This window comes from Mesorhizobium sp. M0621, assembly GCF_040320745.1.
Classification (GTDB): domain Bacteria; phylum Pseudomonadota; class Alphaproteobacteria; order Rhizobiales; family Rhizobiaceae; genus Mesorhizobium.
In genome coordinates, this window is record NZ_JAMYQF010000141.1 from 1 (window position 1) to 672 (window position 672).

Consider the following 672-nt stretch of genomic DNA (forward strand, 5'->3'; position numbering starts at 1 on the left):
CTGTCGTCAGATGCCGCCGCCGCTGTCGTATTGATCTTCGGCAATGTCGCGCTCGTTCAGCCAGTGTTCCAGGGCGTCTACCATCTCCTCGGCCGATTTGCCGAGTGTCTTGAGATGGATTTCCGGGTTTTCCGGCGCTTCGTAAGGGGAATCGACGCCGGTGAAATTCTTGATCTCGCCATTCAGTGCGCGCGCATAGAGGCCCTTGGGATCCCGCCTGGCGCATTCCTCGAACGGCGTATCGACAAACACCTCGATGAACTCGCCGTCGGCCATCAATTCGCGTGCCATGCGCCGCTCGGCGCTGAACGGCGAAATGAACGACACGATGACGACCAACCCGGCATCGGCCATCAGCCGCGCCACTTCGGCGACGCGGCGGATGTTCTCGACGCGATCGGCGTCGGTGAAACCAAGATCGCGGTTGAGACCGTGACGGACGTTGTCGCCGTCCAGGATATAGGTATGGCGGCCGGTGGCGAACAGCTTCTTTTCGAACAGGTTGGCAATGGTCGACTTGCCGGAGCCCGACAGCCCGGTGAACCAGAACACGGCGGGCCGCTGGTTCTTCATGTCGGCGCGCACACGTTTGCCGACGTCGAGCGACTGCCAATGGATGTTTTCGGCGCGGCGCAGCGTGTGCAGGATCATGCCGGCGCCGACCGTGGCGTT

General features: G+C 62.1%; 1 pseudogene. It reads right to left on the minus strand.

From position 1 onward, the window contains the following. Window positions 1–6: 6 nt before the first annotated feature. Window positions 7–672 (minus strand): annotated as a pseudogene (nodQ, locus tag NKI38_RS33495) (bifunctional sulfate adenylyltransferase/adenylyl-sulfate kinase NodQ); the annotation flags it as partial.